The sequence below is a fragment of the Streptomyces sp. NPDC051452 genome (assembly GCF_044454765.1).
In the GTDB taxonomy this organism is placed as follows: Bacteria; Actinomycetota; Actinomycetes; order Streptomycetales; family Streptomycetaceae; genus Streptomyces.
The window spans coordinates 86,726-106,845 of sequence record NZ_JBITEB010000013.1; the positions used below are offsets into that span (position 1 = coordinate 86,726).

The following is a 20,120-nucleotide window of genomic DNA, read 5'->3' on the forward strand; positions in this document are numbered from 1 at the left end:
GCTATACACCAGAAAACCGGACATAGCGCGCTATCTTGCTGCAGGTGATCCAGGCCTTCGGACTGACCAGCAACCCCCGCAAGGCGCACCCGCCCGCCGTCGACGACGTCTCCTTCGAAGCGCGCGCGGGGCATGTCACCGCGCTCCTCGGAGGCGCCGGCGCGGGCAAGACGACGGCGCTCAGACTGATGCTCGAGCTGCAACCGGGCCGTGGCATCACCTACTTCAGAGGCCGGCCCCTGCACCGCATCGCGCATCCCTCGCGGGAAGTCGGCGTACTCCTCGGCGACGTACCGGGGCATCCGGCCCGCTCGGTCCGTGGCCATCTGCGGATGCTGTGCGCGGCGTCGGGGGTTCCCGCGCGGCGTGCCGACGAGGTCCTCGAGGTGGTCGGCCTCGCCAGCTTCCGCGAGGAGCGCCTCGGCACGCTGTCGTGCGGCGTGGACCGCAGACTCGGACTGGCCTGTGCCCTCCTGCCGGACCCGCACACACTCGTCCTGGACGAACCCGCCGACGGTCTCTCGGCGCGTGAGGCGCAGTGGCTGCACGGCATGCTTCGTGCCCACGCCCGTCAGGGCGGCACGGTGCTCTTCACCACGGCGGACCCCAAGGAGGCCGCGCGCTCGTCCGACCGGGTGGTCACCCTCGACGGCGGCCGGCTCGTCGCCGACCAGGACGCCAGGGAATTCGCCCGCACCCGGCTGCGCCCGCGGGTGGCCGTTCGCAGCCCCCACGCGGCGCGCCTCGCGGCCCTGCTCGCCAAGGAGGCCCGTACCGCCCGCCGGTCCGTGGAGGTCGTACGAGAGGGCGGCAACCGTCTGTGCGTGTACGGCACCACGACCGCCGACATCGGTGAGACGGCGTTCCGCAACGGCATCTTGATCCACCAACTCGCCGACGAGCAGGGCGACATGGGGCCCGGAGCCGGTGCGGAGCCCGCCGGCGGGATGGAGACCGAGGGTGCCCGGTCGGCTCGGCGCGACTCGCCCGCATCGGGCTCACCCGCATCGGACTCATCCGCATCGGATTCGCCCGTATCGGACTCGGCCGCACCGAACTCCGCCGCGTCGGCCCGGAAGCGAACCGGTCTGGACGCCTCTGCCGTGGAGCGAGGCGCGGCATCGCACGCCGCCTCGACCGAAGGGCGGGGACGGGAGACCGGAGCCCACCGGCCGTCGGAGGAGTGGGAGGGCGTGGCTACCGACCTGTCCACGACTGGCCGGCAGAGCGCCGGGTCCGGCTTGCCGCCGGTCGAGTCCGTCCGCAGGAACGGGCAGCCGTCGACGGAGCCGGACCGCACCGGCGGTGGTCCGGCGACGGCCGAGCCCGGCACATCGGCGATCGGCGTCTCCCGGCCGGAACGGCACGCGCCGACGCCGGACGGCGCACCTGGGGAACACGGCGTCGCGGCGACGAGCGCCCCGTCACACAGGCATGACTACGGTGCCGAGGAACGACCGGCGGAAGAGTGCGCCATCTCCGACTTCTTCACGGACCGGGAAGCGTGGACGTCTTCGGCCGACGAGGAGGGCAGCCTTGCCGGCTCCTCCGCGTGGGCGGACACGCACACCCGGGCGGGGGAGTGGTCTACGACCGGGGAGGGTCCAGGCCGCGCGTCGGCCGCGAAGCGCCCGGAGACCTCCCGCGCCGCTTCGGCCGACGAGGCGTCCCCGGCCACGGGAGTGGCCGCGACCTGTGGAGAAACGGTCCTCGAAGCCGCCGGCCCCACCGGCGGCGCGGAACCCGCCGAGGTGGCCAAGGCGGTCGACGACAACCGCTCCACCGATGCCCCGGCCCCGGCGCAGGTCGGTGAGCCCGGGAGTCCGGAGTCGTCGCGCCCGCGGACCGGCGGCGGGGACGGCGCCTCGGGGAGCGCCCTCGCCACCCGCACGCGTACCCGCCTCCCCGGCGCCCGGAATCCGCTCATGCGCAGGGTTCAGCCGAGCCTCGCCGTGCGTCCCGACGGCGTGCCCGCGCCCGATGCCAACTCCCCCCTTCCACTGCCCATCTCCGTCCGCCCCGCTCGCACCCCGCTGCGCCCCCTGCGCTACGAGATCCGCCGCGCCGCCGGTGTCGGCACCGGCTTTCTCACCTGTGGGGCCACGCTGGTGGTGTCCGCGCTCACCGCCGTCGTACTGGCCAGAATCGGCCACACCCCGCAGGCTCGGCTGTTCGCGGCATGGCCGCGGGAGCTGCCGCTGCCGCCCGCGGCGTTCGCGGCCGGGCTGCTCGGCGCGCTGGCCTTCGGGGACGAGTTCCGCCACCCCGCCCTGGCGGTGGACCGCGGCACCGTGCCCCGCAGGCTGGGGCTGCTGACCGCCAAACTGCTCGTCGCCGGAGCCACCGCGCTGTTGCTGGCCTTCCTCACCATGGGGTGCGACGCCGAAGTGCTGTACCTCGTGTACGGACGGGAGCTCACACAAGTTCCCGCGGACTGGCTTTCGCTGACCGCGAGTTGGTTCGGACTGGTGGTCGGCTGCGCCTGGGCCGGTGTGCTGGCCGCCGGGGTGTTCCGGTCCACCACGGCCGGCCTGGCCGCCGTCCTCGCCGTCCCTGTCCTCGTCGTACCGCTCGTGCACAAGGCGCTGCAGGGTTCCGGTATGCGGATGGCGGCCGGTCTCCCGGTGCGGATGCGGGAACTCATGCTGCTGCAGTGGCCCTTCGGAGGCGACCGGTATCTGGTCGCGGCGGTGCGGATCCTTGCCCAACCCGTGGGCGGCGCAATGACGTTGTCCCTGACCGGACTGCTCTGCGCGTATGTGTTCACAACCTTGCGCACCAGGGTCCGGTGACCACTGTTCGAGCGCTTGTGGTCCCGTCGTGCGCACAACTCCCCGCAGAAAGGCCAATTCTTTCCGATAAGGCGTCAATTGCGACGGAGTGAGCGATCACCCTTTCGTGTGCTTTTCACCAAAGACCTCAAGGGAGTTGGAGAGAGCGCCGACAAAGGATCCGTGAGTACCCTTGCGCACACCATGATGACCGCCGCCCGCTCCGCAGACTCTGGTCTGACCGGCCCGGGCGATCTCGACCGCTACCCCTACGCCGAGGCCCCGGTGGCCGACCGCGTCGCGGCACCCTCCTGGGACGGCGGAGACCCGGAGCTGGGCCGCGTCGGCCGGCGTACCGCGGGCAGCCGCGGACGCGGGTTGCACGGCCAACTCGTTCAACAGCTGGGACAGATGATCGTCTCCGGTGACCTGGGCGCGGACCGCCCCCTGGTGCCCGAGGAGATCGGCCAGCGCTTCGAGGTCTCCCGCACCGTCGTCCGCGAGTCCCTCCGTGTCCTGGAGGCCAAGGGGCTGGTCAGCGCCCGCCCCAACGTCGGCACGCGCGTGCGTCCCGTCAGTGACTGGAACCTCCTGGACCCGGACATCATCGAATGGCGGGCCTTCGGGCCGCAGCGCGACAACCAGCGCCGTGAGCTCAGCGAGCTGCGCTGGACGATCGAGCCGCTCGCCGCCCGCCTCGCCGCCGGGCACGGCCGCGAGGAGGTGCAGCAGCGTCTGTGCGACATGGTCGAGATCATGAGCCATGCCATGGCGCAGGGCGATGTGCTGACCTATTCGCGTGCGGACACCGAGTTCCACGCCATGCTCATCCAGATCGCCGGCAACCGCATGCTGGAGCACCTTTCCGGGATCGTCTCGGCGGCCCTCCAGGTCTCCGGCGGTCCGGTCACCGGCTGTGACCGGCCGAACGAGGCGGCTCTCGCGCAGCACGCGCGCATCGTCGACGCCCTCGGCACCGGTGACGCCACGGCGGCCGAGTCGGCCATGCGCCAGCTGCTCACGGTCCACCCCGAGGTGGAGCGCGTGGTTCCGGCCCCGCGCGAGCACTGATCGCGACGAGCCGGCGCGGTCGCAGGTGTGCGACGTCCTCGGGGTGCTCGTAACCGCGCCGGACCGGTTCTCGTGGCCGTGTCGGCCCCGGTACCGGGCCCCGCCGGACCTGCCGGATCCTGGGGATTCCGGCGGGTCCGGCGGTGCGATGGGTCACTTCGATGCTGTTCGTGGCCGGGTGGACGCCGTCAGTGATCTTATTTGACCACTTCTGATCGCTTTTGAACGCTTACGGGGTGTGACTCGGGCCACGCAGATTGGGCGTAACACTCGTGGGAGCAGTGCGATGACCTAAGAGGTGACAGCCGCGGAGGGAATACGGACGCCGAGACAGGCGCTGTGCATCTCCCCGGCCCCGCCCGCGCCGTCGGCCCTTCCCCCGGCCGGTGGTCGGCTCCCGTCCGCAGTGGACGATGCCGGAAGCCGTTTTCCAACGTTCCGAGAGGTTGTTCGTGTCGGCCAGCACATCCCGTACGCTCCCGCCGGAGATCGCCGAGTCCGTCTCTGTCATGGCGCTCATTGAGCGGGGAAAGGCTGAGGGGCAGATCGCCGGCGACGATGTGCGTCGGGCCTTCGAAGCTGACCAGATCCCGGCCACTCAGTGGAAGAACGTACTGCGCAGCCTCAACCAGATCCTTGAGGAAGAGGGTGTGACGCTGATGGTCAGTGCCGCAGAGCCCAAGCGCACCCGAAAGAGCGTCGCAGCGAAGAGTCCCGCGAAGCGCACCGCCACCAAGACGGTCGCGGCCAAGACGGTGACCACCCGTAAGGCCACCACACCGGCCACGCCGGACGCGCCCACCGCTCCGGCCGTGGCCGACTCCGCCGAAGAGGCCGCGCCCGCGAAGAAGGCCGCGGCCAAGAAGACGACCGCCAAGAAGGCTGTCGCCAAGAAGACCGTGGCGAAGAAGACGGCCGCCAAGAAGACCGCGGCCGGCAAGGACGACGTCGAGCTCCTCGAAGAGGAGGTCCTCGAGGACACCAAGGTCGCCGACGAGCCCGAGGGCGCCGAGAGCGCCGGCTTCGTCCTGTCCGACGAGGACGAGGACGACGCGCCCGCGCAGCAGGTCGCGGCGGCCGGTGCCACGGCCGACCCGGTCAAGGACTACCTGAAGCAGATCGGCAAGGTCCCCCTGCTCAACGCCGAGCAGGAGGTCGAACTGGCCAAGCGCATCGAGGCGGGGCTGTTCGCCGAGGACAAGCTGGCCAACGCCGACAAGCTCGCCCCGAAGCTCAAGCGCGAGCTGGAGATCATCGCCGAGGACGGCCGCCGGGCCAAGAACCACCTGCTGGAGGCCAACCTCCGTCTGGTGGTCTCCCTGGCGAAGCGCTACACCGGCCGCGGCATGCTCTTCCTGGACCTCATCCAGGAGGGCAACCTCGGTCTGATCCGCGCGGTCGAGAAGTTCGACTACACCAAGGGCTACAAGTTCTCCACGTACGCCACCTGGTGGATCCGTCAGGCGATCACCCGCGCCATGGCCGACCAGGCCCGCACCATCCGTATCCCGGTGCACATGGTCGAGGTCATCAACAAGCTCGCGCGCGTGCAGCGCCAGATGCTCCAGGACCTGGGCCGCGAGCCCACCCCGGAGGAGCTGGCCAAGGAACTCGACATGACCCCCGAGAAGGTCATCGAGGTCCAGAAGTACGGCCGTGAGCCCATCTCGCTGCACACCCCGCTGGGTGAGGACGGCGACAGCGAGTTCGGCGACCTCATCGAGGACTCCGAGGCCGTCGTCCCCGCCGACGCCGTCAGCTTCACGCTCCTGCAGGAGCAGCTGCACTCCGTCCTGGACACTCTGTCCGAGCGCGAGGCCGGCGTCGTCTCCATGCGCTTCGGCCTCACCGACGGTCAGCCGAAGACCCTCGACGAGATCGGCAAGGTCTACGGCGTGACGCGTGAGCGCATCCGCCAGATCGAGTCCAAGACCATGTCGAAGCTGCGCCACCCCTCCCGTTCGCAGGTGCTGCGCGACTACCTCGACTAGGTCGCGGTCGTACGACGACGAAGGCCCGGTTCCCCTCGCGGGGGCCGGGCCTTCGGGCTGCGGACGGCGATGCGCTGCATCACTCTGGGTGTCCCAGCAGGACCCCAGAGTGAGGAGTTGGAATGCGTCGTTCCGTTGCCCGGGCGCTGATCCGGCCGCTGGTCCTCGCGGCCACCATGACGGCCATACCCCTGGTGAGCGCGGCCCCGGTGGTCGCCGACAGCGTGGTGGTCGGGGGCTTCCCGGTAGATGTTTCCCAGGCTCCGTGGACGGTGGCGCTGTCCAGCCGTGACCGATTCGGAGGTACGCGCGCGGGACAGTTCTGCGGTGGCGTGGCGATCGCGCGGAACACGGTGCTCACCGCCGCCCACTGCATGAGCGAGGAGGCCCTGGGGGCACCGCCGAACCTCGTGCGCGACCTGAAGGTCATCGCGGACCGCACGGACCTGCTGGCGGAAGACGGGGACGAGATCGACGTCCGGGACGTCCAGGTCAACCCCGGGTACGACAGTGCGACCAACTCCGGAGACTTCGCCGTCCTCACGCTCGCCCGGGAACTGCCGCAGAGCGCGGTCGTGACCATGGCGGGTGCGGGCGACCCGGCCTACACGCCGGGTACGGAAGCCCTGGTGACGGGCTGGGGCGACATCACCGGCGGGGGTGCCTACGTGCGCCGTCTCTACGCGGCGCGCATGCACGTCCTGGCCGACGACCTCTGTACCCGGGCCTACCCGGGCGGACCGGACGGCACCTACCGGGCCGACACCATGCTCTGCGCCGGTGAGGCCGCCGGAGGCCCCGACGCCTGCCAGGGCGACAGCGGAGGCCCGCTGGTGGCCGACGGGCGGCTGATCGGGCTCGTGTCGTGGGGAAGCGGCTGTGGGCGGCCGGGAAGCCCTGGCGTCTACACCCGGGTGTCCGATGTCGTGCGGGCCCTGAAACCCGGTGCAGCGGGCCCTGAGGGGCCCCACAGGCACACCTGAGGTCCGTCACGCGGGCATGAGCACGGGCGGCCGCTCCTGGAAAGAGAGCGGCCGCCCGTTCGCCGGCCTGTGCCGGAGCTGGCTCGTCGTGTGTGCGAGATTCAGCGCTCTTCTTCGGAAGCGTTGTTCGGAACGGTCGTCAGTCGCTCCGTCTCGTCCTGTATCTCAGCGGCGATCTTCTTGAGTTCCGGCTCGAACTTGCGACCGTGGTGGGCGCAGAAGAGCAGTTCTCCGCCGCTGAGCAGGACCACGCGCAGGTATGCCTGGGCGCCGCAGCGGTCGCAGCGATCGGCGGCCGTCAGCGGGCTCGCGGGGGTCAGAACAGTAGTCACGTCGCCTCTTCTCTAGCTCGACGAGCTGTCGTACCAGGGTCAACATCCAACCAGCCCGAAAACGTTCCCGCTCGTGGCTTTTCCTCGAAAAAATCTTTCCGGGGCGGCTGTCTGCTGCCGGTTGGCGGCGAATGTGCCGTAGTGCGTGTCTCGGTGCTTACGGGTTCGCGCTGTCTTGGGTCGGGGTCCTCCCGGCTGGCTTGCCGGTTGTTCATGAGGACGTGCCCGGAGCCTAAATGGTTCATGCCTCCAAGGGAACGTGATGTGCACTTCACCCCATCGAGGGATCGAACACGCATGCGAGCCTGGACTAGTCTTGGTTTCCGACGAGGGTGGCGTTACATCGGCTCTACCAGGCCTCGGTACCCTCTGAGCGGCGACCGAAGCCGACCCCTTACCCAAAAGGGGGCCATCTGAAATTCAGCGAGGAGCGAACCGCGTGACCGCCGATACGTCCGTGCCGTCCACAGCGCTGCTGGCAGGAGCAGACCGGGACGGTTCCAACTACACCGCGCGGCACCTTCTCGTCCTCGAGGGCCTCGAAGCCGTGCGCAAGCGCCCTGGCATGTACATCGGCTCGACGGACAGTCGCGGTCTGATGCACTGCTTGTGGGAGATCATCGACAACTCCGTGGACGAGGCCCTGGGCGGGTACTGCGACCACATCGAGGTGATCCTCCACGACGACGGCTCCGTGGAGGTGCGCGACAACGGTCGCGGCATCCCGGTGGACGTGGAGCCCAAGACCGGCCTGTCCGGCGTGGAGGTCGTCATGACCAAGCTCCACGCGGGCGGCAAGTTCGGCGGTGGCTCCTACGCCGCCTCCGGCGGTCTGCACGGCGTCGGCGCCTCCGTGGTCAACGCCCTCTCCGCCCGTCTCGACGTCGAGGTGGACCGCGCCGGCAACACGCACGCCATCAGCTTCCGGCGCGGCGTTCCGGGTGCCTTCGCGACCGGCGGCGCCGAAGCGAAGTTCGAGGCCAAGAGCGGTCTGCGCAAGACCAAGAAGGTCCCCAAGACGCGCAGCGGCACGCGCGTGCGGTACTGGGCCGACCGGCAGATCTTCCTCAAGGACGCCAAGCTCTCCCTGGAGAACCTGCACCAGCGGGCGCGCCAGACCGCGTTCCTGGTGCCGGGCCTGACCATCGTCGTCCGTGACGAGTACGGCCTCGGCGAAGGCGGCAGCAAGGGCGAAGAGTCGTTCCGCTTCGACGGCGGCATCAGCGAGTTCTGCGAGTACCTGGCGAACGACAAGCCGGTCTGTGACGTCCTCCGCTTCTCCGGCCAGGGCACCTTCAAGGAGACCGTCCCTGTCCTGGACGAGCACGGCCAGATGACCCCCACCGAGGTCACCCGCGAGCTGGGCGTCGACGTCGCGATGCGCTGGGGCACGGGTTACGACACCACGGTCAGGTCCTTCGTCAACATCATCGCCACCCCCAAGGGCGGCACCCACGTCTCCGGCTTCGAGCAGGCCCTCACGCAGACGATGAACGACGTCCTGCGTGCCAAGAAACTACTGCGCGTAGCCGAGGACAACATCGTCAAGGACGATGCCCTGGAGGGCCTCACCGCCGTCGTCACCGTGCGACTGGCCGAGCCGCAGTTCGAGGGGCAGACCAAGGAGGTCCTCGGCACCTCGGCGGCCCGCCGCATCGTGAGCAACGTGGTCGCCAAGGAACTGAAGGCGTTCCTGACCGCCACCAAGCGGGACGCGGCCGCCCAGGCCAGGGTCGTCATGGAGAAGGCGGTCGCGGCCGCCCGTACCCGTGTCGCGGCCCGCCAGCACAAGGACGCCCAGCGCCGGAAGACCGCGCTGGAGTCCTCCTCCCTGCCGGCCAAGCTCGCCGACTGCCGCAGCGACGACGTCGACCGCAGTGAGCTGTTCATCGTGGAGGGCGACTCCGCGCTCGGTACGGCCAAGCTGGCACGCAACTCCGAGTTCCAGGCGCTGCTGCCGATCCGGGGCAAGATCCTCAACGTGCAGCGGTCGTCGGTCACCGACATGCTCAAGAACGCCGAGTGCGGCGCGATCATCCAGGTCATAGGGGCCGGCTCGGGCCGCACCTTCGACATCGAGCAGGCCCGCTACGGCAAGATCATCATGATGACCGACGCCGATGTGGACGGCTCCCACATCCGCTGCCTGCTGCTGACGCTCTTCCAGCGGTACATGCGGCCCATGGTCGAGGCCGGCCGGGTCTTCGCCGCGGTGCCGCCGCTGCACCGCATCGAGATCGTCCAGCCGAAGAAGGGCCAGGACAAGTACGTCTACACGTACTCCGACCGCGAGCTGCGCGAGAAGCTGATGGAGTTTCAGAGCAAGGGCGTGCGCTACAAGGACTCCATCCAGCGTTACAAGGGCCTGGGCGAGATGGACGCCGACCAGCTGGCGGAGACCACGATGGACCCCCGTCACCGCACCCTGCGCCGCATCAACCTCGCCGACCTGGAGGCCGCCGAGCAGGTCTTCGACCTCCTCATGGGCAACGACGTGGCACCCCGAAAGGAGTTCATCTCCAGCTCGGCGGCGACCCTGGACCGCTCCCGCATCGACGCGTGAGCGGGGTGCGGGACGCTGGTTGGTCGAGGTCCTGAGGAGCGGAGCGCGGTGCGCTCGGGACGGTCCGGGCTGGGGGCGAGTCGGGGGGGCGGACGGGCGCCGTCGGCCGGGCCGTCGGCAGATGCGGTTCGGTGACGGCACGGGATGTCGGCCTCGGCCGTGCGGTAGTGGTGCGGTTGCGGATGCCGGTCCGGGGCGCCGGTGGTGCTGACATCGCTGCCGCCTGCCGGGTGGGGCCGCGGTATGACGGCTGATCACGGTGTTCTTTCCGCGCCGCGCGTGTGGGCACGGGGCCGGTAGCCACGAGGTGTCGCCACTGGCCATCAAGGGCTTCCTTGCGAGTCCGGGCTCCCGCTCGCGGCTCTCCGCTCTCCATCCACGCTCTGCGCCCGAGCCCGTGGTTCCGGTCCGGTCTCTCCGAGCCGGTGGTTCCGGTCCAGTGTCCCCGATCTTCCCCAGCCCCCGCCTTCCTTCCGGGCGCCGGCCCCCACCCGGGGCATCGCGACATCCCTCTGCGCTCCTGGCCCTCGCATTCCGTCGCTCATTCCGGCGGCCCGGCTCCGCAGTGGCAGGTCTGCCCTTCCTGTCCGGTTCCTTGCCTCCCCACCCGGCCCCACCGCCGGTCACCCGTCAGTCCCGGCCCGCGCCCAGCCCCCGCTGCTCAGGCGGCCGGCTCCCGGTCGACGCCCGGGCGGCACCGACCGCATCCCATCCCGCGCCCATCCCGGACCCGCACCCCAGCCTCGCCCTCCCAGGCCCTGGAGTGGCCCCTCCCAGGCCCTGGAGCTGGCCCCGAGCTCTGAGCCCCACCCCCACTGCCCGCCACCCCGGCTGCCCACCCACCCCACTGCCCCGCCACTCCGCTCCACCCCCGGGTGGAGACGCACCGCTTCCCGAATCCACCTGTGATCCACCCCGGCTCCGATCTCCCGAACCGCGGATTTCCGTAACTTCGGAGAGGTCGGCGGCACTCGCCCCGGCGCCACCTTCTCCCTCACGGAGGCTCTGATGTCCGGGCTCGTCAACACGCTCATGATCGTGGCCGTCGTCGCCATAGTGATCGTGCGGCAGTTCCGTGCCCGCGCGATCAACACGGACCGGCGGTGGTGGCTGCTGCCGGTGATCCTCGCCGTCGTCGCGCTGCGCGAACCCGGCATCCTCGACGCCCACCACCGCACGGAATCCGCCGCCCTGCTCGCCGTCGAACTGCTGACGGGCCTGGCCATAGGCGCCGGCTGGGCCTGGACTACCCGCATATGGACGGCTGCGGACGGCGTGGTGTGGACCAAGAGCACCAAGGCGAGCGTCGCCGTGTGGGCCGTGGGGCTGGGCCTGCGGGTCGGTCTCTACGCCGTCGGCGCCGGACTCGGCGTGCACCAGGACAGCGCCGCCCTGATGCTCGGCCTCGCCGGCACCCTCCTGGTCCGCGGCGGAATTCTGGTCTGGCGGGCGCAGTCCCTGGACGCCACCAGCCGTCCTGCCCCGGCGTACGGTGACGGCAGGAGGCCGGCGTGGAAGGAGAGCGTGTGAGCGGGAACGTCTGGACACGCTGGCCCTTGCGGGAGGCTCTGAGCCGTGAGGGAACCTCCCGGCCGCGGCGCATGCTCGCCTGGGCCGTTCGGCTGCTGGTCCTCGGCGTGTTGTTGTGGAGCGCCTTTAGTCACCGGCACGTCGGAATCTGGGGAGCGCTCGCGGCGGCAGCGGGAGTCGTCGTCGCCGGCCTCGCCGGCTGGGCCTTCTTCCGCACGACCTGCGCGCACCGGCTGGTGCCCTCGCTGGCGCTCACCGGCCTGCTGCTGGCCATCGCGGTCGCCGCCCAGGCCACGGGGTTCCGTGTACCGGCTCTGGTGATCTTCTGCGGTTGCGGGATCACCGCTCTGGAGAGACTGCCGCTCGCCGCGGCCGGCCCGGTGACGGCTGTGGCGCTCGCCGCGTACTCCGCGTTCAACACCGATGCCTGGCTGAACACGACGATCACCGTGGCGGGCATGGCGCTCGGTGGGTACGTGCTGCGCCTGGACGCCGAGGCCCGGGGCAGCGCACAGCGACTGCTCGTCCAGGAGCGGGCCGCTCTGGCCGCCGAGGCCGAGTCCGCCGCGCTGACCGAGCGGGCGCGGATCGCCCGGGAGATCCACGACGTGCTGGCACACAGCCTCTCGGCCCAGCTCGTGCACCTGGAGGCGGCCCGGCTGCTGATCGAGAACGGCGCCGACCGCGAGCGGATCCTGGAGCGGGTAGTGGCGGCCCGGGGCATGGCACGGGACGGTCTCGCCGAGACCCGGCAGGCCCTGTCCGCGCTGCGGGGCGAGCTGACCCCGCTGGAGGACTTCCTGGCCGAGCTGGTCAGCGGCGCCGACAATGCGGAGGTCACCGTCACGGGTGAGCGTAGACCGCTGCCGGCCGAGGCGTCGCAGGCGGTGCGCCGGGTCGCGCAGGAGGCACTGACGAACGTCCGCAAGCACGCCCAGGGCGCCAAGGTGCGTCTGCGACTGGACTACAGCCCACGCGAAGTGACGCTGGACGTAAGGGACTGGGGTGGCCGACCGGGTGAACTCACCGGCTCCGGGGGTGGGTACGGTCTGCTGGGTATGCGCGAGCGGGCCGAACTGCTGGGTGGCTCGCTGGACGCGGGCCCGGACGAGGAGGGGTTCATGGTGACGCTGAAGGTGCCCGTATGACGGAGCGGGAGGGGGAGAGGAAGCCCGCGCGGGTGGTGGTCGCGGACGATCAGACCGTCGTCCGGGAGGGCATCGTGATGCTGCTGGGTCTGCTCCCCGGGGTGGAGGTCGTCGGCGCGGCCGGGGACGGCGAGGAGGCAGTGCGGCTGACCGCGGAACTGGCACCCGACGTCGTCCTGATGGACCTCAGAATGCCCCGCTGCGACGGCGTGGAGGCCACCCGGCGTATCCGGACGCAGTACCCCGCGACCCAGGTCGTGGTGCTCACCACCTATGCCGACGACGAGTCGCTCTTCCCCGCGCTGCGGGCTGGTGCGCGGGGATACCTGACCAAGGACGCGGGCGGCGACGAGATCGTCCGGGCCGTGGAGAGCGTGCTGTCGGGGGAGGCGGGACTGTCGCCCAGCGTCCAGCGCCGCCTGCTGGAGCGGCTCTCGCGGCCCGAGCCGGAACCGGCGGCCATCGAGGCGCCCGACGGCCTGACCACGCGTGAGACCGAGGTCCTGGTGCTCATCGCCGACGGTCTCAGCAACCAGGAGATCGCTCGCAAGCTGCATGTCTCCACCGCGACCGTGAAGACACACATCAACAACCTGTTCGCCAAGACCGGTCTCAAGGACCGGGCGCAGGCGGTCCGTTACGCCTACAGCAAGGGACTGGTGCGGCCACCAGTGATGTGAGTCACCTGATGGGGTGAAGAGCGGGGGGAAGAAGAGTCAGGGATCTTCCCGATCTGTCCATCCTTGGGCATGCAGTCAAGCAACGATCGTTCCCCCGGAGCCGGGAACGGTCCCGAGAGTTCGCCCGAGCACCAGGAAGACCGCGGTGTGCCCGTCCGCGAGGTGAACTACGAGGACCCGTGGTACGACGCGCTGGCCTCCGGCTGGGGTGAACTGGACGGCGCGGGCAGGCCCGCGCCGGCCGTGCCGTCCGCCCGCCGGGAGGGAAGCGGAACGGCTATCCGTGCCCGCGACGTGTACGTCGAGGTGCAGCGCAGTGCCGCCTTTCAGGAAGTGCGCGGCAGGTACCGGCGGTTCGTGGTGCCGGGAACGCTGGCCTTCCTCGCCTGGTACATCGCCTATGTGGTCACGGCCACGACCGCGCCCGGATTCATGGGCCGGCCCGTGGCGGGTGCGGTGAACGTGGGCATGCTCGCGGGGCTGGGGCAGTTCGTCAGCACCTTCCTGCTCACCTGGGCCTACTCCCGGCACGCTCGGCTGCGCCGGGACCGGGCGGCGCTGGAACTGCGCTGGGACACCCAAGAACTGACGCGCGGTGCGCGGGGAGGTAACTCGTGACCGGTGGCCATCAGACACTGGCGCTGCTGCTGTTCAGCGGCTTCGTGGCCGTCACTCTCGGGATCACGACCTGGGTGAGCCGCAAGCGGCACGGTTCGGCGGAGGAGTTCTACGCGGGCGGGCGGTTGTTCTCCCCGATGGAAAATGGTTTTGCCGTCGCGGGCGACTATCTGTCCGCGGCTTCCTTCCTCGGGGTCACCGGGCTGATCGCGCTGTACGGGTACGACGGGCTGCTGTATTCGGTGGGCTTCCTCGTGGCGTGGCTGGTCGTGCTGTTCCTTGTGGCGGAACTGGTGCGCAACTGCGGGCGGTTCACCATGGCCGACGTGGTGGCGGCGCGGATGAGCGAACGTCCGGTGCGGATCGCCGCGGGAACCTCCTCGGTGACGGTGTCCGTTCTGTATCTGGTGGCGCAGATGGTCGGCGCGGGCAGTCTGGTGGCGCTGCTGCTGGGGCGGACGAGCGGCGTGGCCCAGGCCTGGACGGTCATCGGGGTGGGTGCACTCATGGTGATCTACGTGTCGTTGGGAGGGATGCGGGCGACGACCTGGATCCAGATCGTGAAGGCCGTCCTGATGCTCAGCGGGACGATCGCGCTGACCGTGCTCGTGCTGGTCCGGTTCCACGGCGACTTCGACCGGTTGCTGACCACGGCCGCCGAACGCAGTGGCCACGGGGACGCGTTCCTGGCACCGGGTCTCAAGTACGGCGGGAACTGGACCGAGCGTCTGGACTTCATCAGCCTCGGCGTCGCGCTGGTGTTGGGCACGGCAGGGCTGCCGCACATCCTGTCCCGCTTCTACACCGTGCCCACCGCGCGGGCCGCCCGCCGCTCCACGGTGTGGTCCATCGGCCTGATCGGCAGTTTCTACCTGATGACCATCGTCCTGGGGTTCGGGGCGACGGCCATTGTGGGGCCGGAGGCCCTGCGTGCATCGAACGCGGCCGGGAATACGGCCATGCCGCTGCTCGCCCTGGATCTGGGCGGGGGAGTGGGCTCCACCGGGGGGACCGTTCTGTTCGCGGTGGTGGCCGCCGTCGCCTTCGCGACGATCCTCGCGGTGGTCGCCGGCATCACGCTCGCCTCCTCGGCCTCGGTGGCCCACGACCTGTACGCGTCGCTGCGTCGGGCGCACGGCACGGCGCGCAGCGAGGTGGCGGTGGCGCGGTTCGCGGCGGTGGGTATCGGTGTCGTCGCGATCGCGCTCGGGCTGCTGGCCCGGGACCTCAACGTCGCCTTCCTCGTCGGACTCGCCTTCGCGGTCGCCGCGTCGGCGAACCTCCCGGCGCTGCTCTACTCGCTGTTCTGGCGGGGCTTCACCACGCGCGGCGCGGTGTGGGCCGTGTACGGCGGGCTGATCCCGGCACTCGGGCTCGTGCTGCTGTCCCCGGTGGTCTCCGGCAGTCCTGCCTCGCTGTTCCCGGGTGTCGACTTCCAGTACTTCCCGTTGCAGAACCCGGGGATCGTCTCCATCCCGCTCGGCTTCCTGGCCGGCTGGCTGGGGACGGTCACCTCGGAGGAGGTCGCGGACGAGACCAAGTACGCCGAGACGGAGGTGCGGTCACTGACCGGCGCCGGAGCCGTGTAGCGGGGGCGGGGTGGTGGCGCTGTTCCGGCCCGGGCGCGTCCCGGGGCTGCTCGAAGCCGCCGTCTGGCTCAGGCGCGGGTCGCCCACACGTAACGGTGTTCCGGGCGGCCCGCGTCGCCGTACTTGAGGGTCAGCCGGGCGCGTCCGGTGCGTTCCAGGAGCTTGAGATAGCGCTGGGCGGTCTGCCGACTCACTCCCGTGCGCTCGGCGATCTGCTGGGCCGACAGCGGGTCCTCCGCGCTCATCAGCGCCTGGCGCACCAACTCGGCCGTGGTGGGGGAGTGCCCCTTGGGCAGCTCCGGCTCCGACGGGGTGGAAAGGGCGCCGAAGATGCGGTCCACCTGCGCCTGTTCGGCCTCGCCGCCGCCGTCCAGGGTCCGCCGCAGCTCGGCGTACGCCTCCAGCTTGGCCCGCAGACCGGCGAAGGCGAACGGTTTCACCAGGTACTGCAGCGCGCCGTGCCGCATGGCGGCCTGGACGGTGGAGACGTCCCGTGCGGCGGTCACCATGATCACGTCGGCCTGGTGGCCGCGCCGCCGCATCTCCCGTACGACGGCCAGCCCCGTGCCGTCGGGCAGATAGTGGTCCATGAGCACCAGGTCGAGCCGGGGCAGGGACGCCACCCGGCGCAGTGCCTCCGCCGCGCTGTGCGCCTCGCCCGCCACATGGAATCCGGGCACCTTCTCGACGTAGGCGGCGTTGACCCGGGCCACCCGGACGTCGTCGTCCACGACCAGCACCTCGATCATCGTGTCTCCTCCTCGGCAGTGGCCCGGACGCCTGCCGGTTCGGGTGCGGGGTCGGTCAGTGCCTCGGGCAGGACCACGGTGAACACGGCACCGCCGCCGGCCGCCGTGTCAACGGACGCGCTGCCGCCCTGCCGTTCGGCGAGCCGGCGTACCAGGGAGAGTCCGATGCCGCGCTTGCCGTGCGCGGGCGGGTCCTTGGTGGACCACCCCTCGGTGAAGATCAACTCCCGTCGGTCCGCCGGGATGCCGGGGCCCGTGTCCCGTACCCGGAGGGCGACCGTCCGGCCCTCCGCACGCAATTCGACCTCCACGCGCGCGTGCGGGGAGCCGGCGACCGCGTCGAGGGCGTTGTCCACCAGGTTGCCGACGACCGTCACCAGCCCCCGGGGATCGATCAGCCGGTCCGGGAGCCGGGTGTGGTCCGACACCAGAAGCACGACCCCACGCTCGGCCGCCACGGCCGCCTTGCCGACCAGCAGCGCGGCCAGCAGCGGGTCCTGGATCCTCTCGGTGACCTGTTCGGCGGTGGCCCGGTGGTCGCCGACCACCTCACCGACGAACTCCGCCGCGTCGTCGTACATCTCCAGTTCCAGCAGGCCCAGCAGGGTGTGCATGCGGTTGGCGTGCTCGTGGTCCTGGGCGCGCAACGCGTCGATCAGCCCGCGCGTGGAGTCCAGCTCCCGCCCCAGTCGCTCCAGTTCGGTGCGGTCGCGCAGGGTGGCCACGGCGCCGCCGTCGTCGGTGGGCATGCGGTTGGCGACCAGGACGCGCGGGCCGCGCACGGTGAGCAGGTCGGTGCCGGCCACACGGCCGGTCAGGACGTCCGTGGTGCGGCCCGTGCCGAGAGCCTCGTCGGGGGTGCGTCCGACCGCCTCGTCGCCGATGCCGAGCAGCCGTCGCGCCTCGTCGTTGAACAGGCGGACGCGGCCGCCGCGATCGAGGGCGACGACACCCTCCCGGATGCCGTGCAACATCGCCTCGCGCTCCGCGAGCAGCGCCGAGATGTCGGAGAAGGCCAGGTCCCGGGTCTGCCGCTGGACCCTGCGGGAGATCAGCCAGGCGGCCAGCGCGCCCACCGCGAGAGCGCCGCCGGCGTACCCGAACAACTCGGGGATCGCGCTGATCAGCCGGGCCCGCACACTGTCGTAGGCGATGCCGACCGACACCGCGCCGACGACGTGGTGCTCGGCGTCGTACAGCGGCACCTTGCCTCGGGCCGAGCGATCCAGGGTGCCCTTGTCGATCTCCATGACCTCTCTGCCGGCCAGGGCGTCGCTGGGATCGGTGGACACGCGCCGGCCGATCTCCGAGTCCGTGGGATGCGACCAGCGCACCCAGTTCCGGTCCAGCACCACGATGTACTCGGCGTGGGTGGCCCGCCGGATCCGTTCCGCCTCCCGCTGCACGGGGCCGTCGCCGGCCGGCCGGGTGGCGCGGACCCCCTCGGCGATCTGCGGGTCCTGGGCGGTGGTTTCGGCGATGGCCAGGGCGCGCCGCATCGCCTCCTGGTCCAGCTGCTTGCTCAGCGGCGCCAGGAACAGCCCGGTCGCGAGTACCGCGACCCCCGCGGCGATCGCCACCTGCATCAGCAGCACCTGCGAGAACACCCGCCGCGGCAGCCCGAGGCGCGGACGGCGTGCGGCGGGAGGGGGGCTCATGCCCCCGACGGTACGTGTCCGCCGCGGACCCGCCCCAGGGGGTGTGGCGCGGATCTCCCGGCCCCTGTCCCGGGAGACCGGTGGGACGGGAGATCGATCGGACCGGAGGCCGCGCTCAGCTCGCCAGCGCCGTCGGCCGCAGACCGCGCAGCGCCACCACGTCCATTCGCGCGGGCGCCCCGAGCACCGCCGCGCCGCAGCTCTCCGGGCGGGGCGGCAGCGACGCCGTCTGCGCCACGGTGACCCGCCAGCGGCGGCCGTCGGCGTGGCCCACGGTGACCTCCCAGCGGGGAGCCGAGCCATCGGTCCGCAGCACACTCAGCACGCCCGCCCGGTACTCGTCCGCGGCCGCCCGGACGGCCAGCTCGGCCGCCTGCCCGGGCCGCTCCCAGGCGGAGCACCCGCGACACCCCTCCACGACCACACGTCCCTCGCGGGCGCCGTGCAGCGCCTCCTTGACGGTGTGCGCCTTGGCGCGGCCGTAGGAATAGCCGTACGGCAGGACGAGCACCGTCGGCGAGAAGCGATGTCCACCCAGATGGGTGACCTCCCAGACGCCGCGGACCCCGGAGGCGACCAGCTCGGCGGCGAGGGGACGGCCCAGGAGGGCGCAGCAGCGGTCTCGCTTGCCGTTGGTGCACACGAGTGCGAGCGGATCGCCGTTGTGGGGGAGGCCGCCGAGCGCCGCGCCGAACGAACGGGGGTCGCCCGCCCCGAGGGCCGCGAAGTCGAGGCCGAGCAGGCGCCGCGGATCGCGGGTGGTGGCGCTGTGCAGCCACGTGTGGCCCGGAACGGTGTGGGCGGCGTACACGCGCCGGATCGCGGCGGTGCCGGGGTCCGCGTGGCGCCCGGGGTGGCGGATGAGCGCGACACGGACGCCCGTCCCCTCCGCGGCGGCCTCCAGCACCCGGCCCACCGCGGGGTCCAGATGGCTCGACGTGAGTGCCTTGGCACCCCACGGTCCGGGCTGTTCCAGCAGCAGCCATGTCGTCGCCCTGGCAGCCGTGCCGGCAACAGGCTCGTCGAGGCTCCGGGAGACGGTCGCGCACCTACTCACAGAGGCGAGCCTAACCTGACTCCTCCCAGGGCGACTTCCGGCCTCGTCGGGGGCCTACTCCGGCAGGGGGCGGGGCGGCCGCGGTCCGACGTAGTGACCGCTGGGCCGCATCCGAAGCGGTCGCTCGCCGTACTCCTCGATGGCGTGCGCGATCCAGCCCGCCGTCCGGGCGACGGCGAAGATCGTCTCACCGGCCGTGGCCGGCATGCCGCACGAGGCCGTGAACACCGCCAGCGCCAGGTCGACGTTGGCGTGCAGGGGGGTGTGCCGCGCCGTCGTGGCGACGATGTCGCGGGCCGCGAGGAGCGCGGGCTCGGCATCCGGGACCTGCTCCAGCAGGCCGAAGAGCACGCGCGCGCGGGGGTCCTCGCCGGGGTAGAGCCGGTGGCCGAGACCGGGGATGCGGCGGCCCGCGCGCAGCTCGTCGGCGATCACCGGGACCGCCGTGCCCTGCTCCAGGACGTCCACGAGCATCCGGTGAGCCAGGCCGCTGGCGGCGCCGTGCAGCGGACCCTCCAGGACGCCGAGGCCGGACGATACGGCGGCGTAGACGTGCGCGCGCGCCGAGGCGGCGACCCGGACGGCGAGGGTGGAGGCGGCCAGGTCGTGGTCGGCCAGCAGGGCCAGCGCGGTGTCGAGTACGCGCAGGGAGGCCTCGTCGGCGGGGCGGCCGGTCAGCCGGCCCCACAGGCGGTGTGCCAGCGGGCCGTCGTCCCGGTCGCCGTGCGGGGCCGGCGGGAGCGCGGCGACGAGCGTCGGGATGAGCAGGCGCGCGGTGTTCAGCACGGCCTCCTCGGACAGGTCGAAGCGCAGCGGGTCCTCGGCCGCCGCGGCGATCGCCGCCACCCGCAGCCGGTCGACGGGGGAGGCGTGCTCGGACAGGGCGTTCACCGCGCGCCGGGCGACCTCGACGGTGGCCCCGGGCGCGGAGAAGGTGACGCCCGGGGTCAGCCGGCCGGTCCAGAGCCACTCGGCGACCTCCTCGTAGGAGTGCCGGGTGGACAGTTCGACGGCGTCCACGCCGCGGAAGAAGTACCGGTCCTCGTCGATCAGCGTGATGTGGGTCCGGACCGACAGATCGGTGCCGGAGCCCGGACTCCCGGCCGCCTCACGCCGGTTGCGCCGGGCGAGTGCCTCCACCTCCTTCGCCTCGAAGGTGCTGGCGCGGCCGCCGGGCTCGCGTCTGCTGCTGAGCAGGCCGCGACTCACGTACGCGTACACCGTCTCGGGCTTCACGCCGAGTGCCTCGGCAGTCTCCTTGGTGGTCAGCCGTCCCCCGGGGCGGCCGGGAGCGGGTTCGTGATCGCGCATGAGGGCCACCGTAGCCGTCCCTGCACAGCTTGATGGACAACATTGATCCAATCAACATTGACAATAAGT

The 20,120-nt window shown here is 71.4% G+C and carries 15 protein-coding genes; 10 read left to right on the forward strand and 5 right to left on the reverse strand.

Features of this window, described 5'->3' with window-relative positions; all coding sequences use genetic code 11:
* Positions 1-44: 44 nt before the first annotated feature.
* From ACIBA9_RS27005 to ACIBA9_RS27020, 4 genes are all read left to right on the forward strand, one after another.
* Entirely contained in the window at positions 45-2,792 is a 2,748-nt protein-coding gene (locus ACIBA9_RS27005) for an ATP-binding cassette domain-containing protein (protein WP_399367079.1), read from the forward strand.
* A 162-nt stretch (positions 2,793-2,954) separates the two neighbouring features.
* Positions 2,955-3,842 (forward strand): FadR/GntR family transcriptional regulator, encoded by an 888-nt coding sequence (locus tag ACIBA9_RS27010; protein WP_399366903.1) that lies wholly within the window; start codon positions 2,955-2,957, stop codon positions 3,840-3,842.
* 452 nt (positions 3,843-4,294) lie between these two features.
* Positions 4,295-5,833, forward strand: coding sequence for an RNA polymerase sigma factor (locus ACIBA9_RS27015; RefSeq protein ID WP_399366904.1), 1,539 nt, complete (start codon positions 4,295-4,297; stop codon positions 5,831-5,833).
* Positions 5,834-5,955: 122 nt separating this feature from the next.
* Positions 5,956-6,816, forward strand: a complete 861-nt coding sequence (locus tag ACIBA9_RS27020; protein WP_399366905.1) for a serine protease — start codon at positions 5,956-5,958, stop codon at positions 6,814-6,816.
* Between the two features lie 101 nt (positions 6,817-6,917).
* Here ACIBA9_RS27020 and ACIBA9_RS27025 read toward each other — a convergent pair whose 3' ends face one another.
* Positions 6,918-7,148: a hypothetical protein gene (locus ACIBA9_RS27025; RefSeq protein ID WP_360148297.1), complete on the reverse strand. Its 231-nt coding sequence runs from the start codon at positions 7,146-7,148 to the stop codon at positions 6,918-6,920.
* A gap of 439 nt (positions 7,149-7,587) precedes the next feature.
* On the opposite strand from ACIBA9_RS27025, the gene ACIBA9_RS27030 reads away from it, so the two are divergent.
* The 6 genes from ACIBA9_RS27030 to ACIBA9_RS27055 all read left to right on the forward strand — a co-directional run bounded on the left by ACIBA9_RS27030 (position 7,588) and on the right by ACIBA9_RS27055 (position 15,276).
* Positions 7,588-9,711, forward strand: a complete 2,124-nt coding sequence (locus tag ACIBA9_RS27030; RefSeq protein WP_362157695.1) for a DNA topoisomerase IV subunit B — start codon at positions 7,588-7,590, stop codon at positions 9,709-9,711.
* 1,008 nt (positions 9,712-10,719) lie between these two features.
* Positions 10,720-11,241 (forward strand): DUF1453 domain-containing protein, encoded by a 522-nt coding sequence (locus ACIBA9_RS27035; protein ID WP_399366906.1) that lies wholly within the window; start codon positions 10,720-10,722, stop codon positions 11,239-11,241.
* A complete protein-coding gene (locus tag ACIBA9_RS27040) occupies positions 11,238-12,389 on the forward strand; it encodes a sensor histidine kinase (protein WP_399366907.1) in 1,152 nt (383 codons plus the stop codon). Before ACIBA9_RS27035 ends, ACIBA9_RS27040 begins: the two co-directional genes overlap by 4 nt.
* Positions 12,386-13,069: a response regulator gene (locus tag ACIBA9_RS27045; RefSeq protein ID WP_399366908.1), complete on the forward strand. Its 684-nt coding sequence runs from the start codon at positions 12,386-12,388 to the stop codon at positions 13,067-13,069. The genes ACIBA9_RS27040 and ACIBA9_RS27045 overlap by 4 nt, the downstream gene beginning before the upstream one ends.
* Positions 13,070-13,138: 69 nt before the next feature.
* Positions 13,139-13,687, forward strand: coding sequence for a DUF485 domain-containing protein (locus ACIBA9_RS27050; RefSeq protein WP_399366909.1), 549 nt, complete (start codon positions 13,139-13,141; stop codon positions 13,685-13,687).
* Positions 13,684-15,276, forward strand: coding sequence for a cation acetate symporter (locus ACIBA9_RS27055; RefSeq protein ID WP_399366911.1), 1,593 nt, complete (start codon positions 13,684-13,686; stop codon positions 15,274-15,276). The genes ACIBA9_RS27050 and ACIBA9_RS27055 overlap by 4 nt, the downstream gene beginning before the upstream one ends.
* A 68-nt stretch (positions 15,277-15,344) precedes the next feature.
* Here ACIBA9_RS27055 and ACIBA9_RS27060 read toward each other — a convergent pair whose 3' ends face one another.
* The 4 genes from ACIBA9_RS27060 to ACIBA9_RS27075 form a co-directional block, all read right to left on the reverse strand.
* Positions 15,345-16,025 (reverse strand): response regulator, encoded by a 681-nt coding sequence (locus tag ACIBA9_RS27060; protein ID WP_399366912.1) that lies wholly within the window; start codon positions 16,023-16,025, stop codon positions 15,345-15,347.
* Positions 16,022-17,683: an ATP-binding protein gene (locus ACIBA9_RS27065; protein ID WP_399366913.1), complete on the reverse strand. Its 1,662-nt coding sequence runs from the start codon at positions 17,681-17,683 to the stop codon at positions 16,022-16,024. The genes ACIBA9_RS27060 and ACIBA9_RS27065 overlap by 4 nt, the downstream gene beginning before the upstream one ends.
* A gap of 115 nt (positions 17,684-17,798) precedes the next feature.
* On the reverse strand, positions 17,799-18,740 hold the full coding sequence (locus ACIBA9_RS27070; RefSeq protein WP_399366914.1) for a sucrase ferredoxin: 942 nt from the start codon (positions 18,738-18,740) through the stop codon (positions 17,799-17,801).
* A 54-nt stretch (positions 18,741-18,794) separates the two neighbouring features.
* Positions 18,795-20,051, reverse strand: a complete 1,257-nt coding sequence (locus tag ACIBA9_RS27075; RefSeq protein WP_399366915.1) for a citrate synthase — start codon at positions 20,049-20,051, stop codon at positions 18,795-18,797.
* Between the last annotated feature and the right edge of the window lie 69 nt (positions 20,052-20,120).